1 protein-coding gene is annotated in these 1183 nt (G+C 70.2%); it reads left to right on the forward strand.

What is annotated here, in order from left to right:
- Nucleotides 1–298 precede the first annotated feature (298 nt).
- The gene (locus E1298_RS47045; RefSeq protein ID WP_131903819.1) at nucleotides 299–946 is read left to right on the forward strand and encodes a S1 family peptidase; all 648 of its coding nucleotides are present in this window, start codon (nucleotides 299–301) and stop codon (nucleotides 944–946) included.
- The last annotated feature ends 237 nt before the right edge of the window (nucleotides 947–1183 follow it).

The following is a 1183-nucleotide window of genomic DNA, read 5'->3' on the forward strand; positions in this document are numbered from 1 at the left end:
GCCTAGGCGTGCGGGGCGGCCCGGCCGCGCGCCCAGGCCGCCCCGCACGCCTAGGCCCGGCCCCGTGACCATCCCTGGCCCGGTATCCACGCCCGGTCCTGTACTTACGCCTGGCCCCGTACTTACGCCCGGCCCCGTACTTACGCCCGGCCCCGTACTAACGCCTGGCCCTGTATCCACGCCTGGCCCCGTGCTTACGCCTGGCCCTGTATCCACACCCGGCCCCGTGCTTACGCCCGGCCCCGTATCTACGCCCGGGCCCGTATCTACGCCCGGCCCTGTATCAACGCCCAGTCCCGTGACGGGTCCTGAGCCTGCGACGGGTCAGGAGCCCGAGCCCGGGACGGACGAGCCCCCCGGTCTCTTCGGCGCCCCGAAGCCCGAGGGCGGAGAGCCGATCTTCGCGCGCGGCGGCGTCCGTTGCACTCTGAGTTTCAACGTGCGCAAGTCCGGCACCTACTACTTCCTCACCACGGGCGCCTGCGCCGAAGTGGGTTTGAAGATTTACGCCGATCCGGCGCTGACCGTCGAACTCGGCACCGTCGTCGCGGTCACGAATACCGCCACCGGCCTCGTCCGCTATGTCAATCCCCGCGTGGAGAGGCCCGGCAGTGTGCGGACGCCCACGGGGTCCCAGGACGTCACGGCGGCGCGCAGTCCGGAAGTCGGCCGGCGGGCCTGCCGTACCAGTGCCGTCACCGGAATAAAGTGCGGCACCGTGACGGCGCGTGACCAGAGCGTGCGCTTCCAGAAAGGGACGATCACCGGTCTGGCGAGGACGACCATCTGCACAAGGCGCGGCGAAACCCCGGGGGCGCCCTACCTCTCCGGCACTTTCGCGCTCGGCTTGCGCATGGGCGCCGGCGAAAACTGCGCCGGCGGCGGGTCGTCCTTCTTTCAGCCGATCGACGAAGTCCTCAGCGCGTTCGGCGTCAACGTTTACTGAGCCCCCGCCGTCGCCGCGGCCGTGCCGGTGAGGTCGGCGGTGGGCTTGCGCACGTCGTACGGCGGCCATGGCTGGAAAAGCCGGCGTGCCTCCGCGTGGGGAGGATCAGTGAGGTCTTTCCAACCTCAGTTGGCGTGATGGTGCAGGGCGAGGATCGCCTGGACGATCGCGGTCAGGCGGCTTGGTGAGCAGCGAGCCTTCCGCAGGATGCACCAGCTCTTGAGGGTGGCGGCGCCC

The sequence above is a fragment of the Actinomadura rubrisoli genome (assembly GCF_004349215.1).
Classification (GTDB): Bacteria; Actinomycetota; Actinomycetes; order Streptosporangiales; family Streptosporangiaceae; genus Spirillospora; species Spirillospora rubrisoli.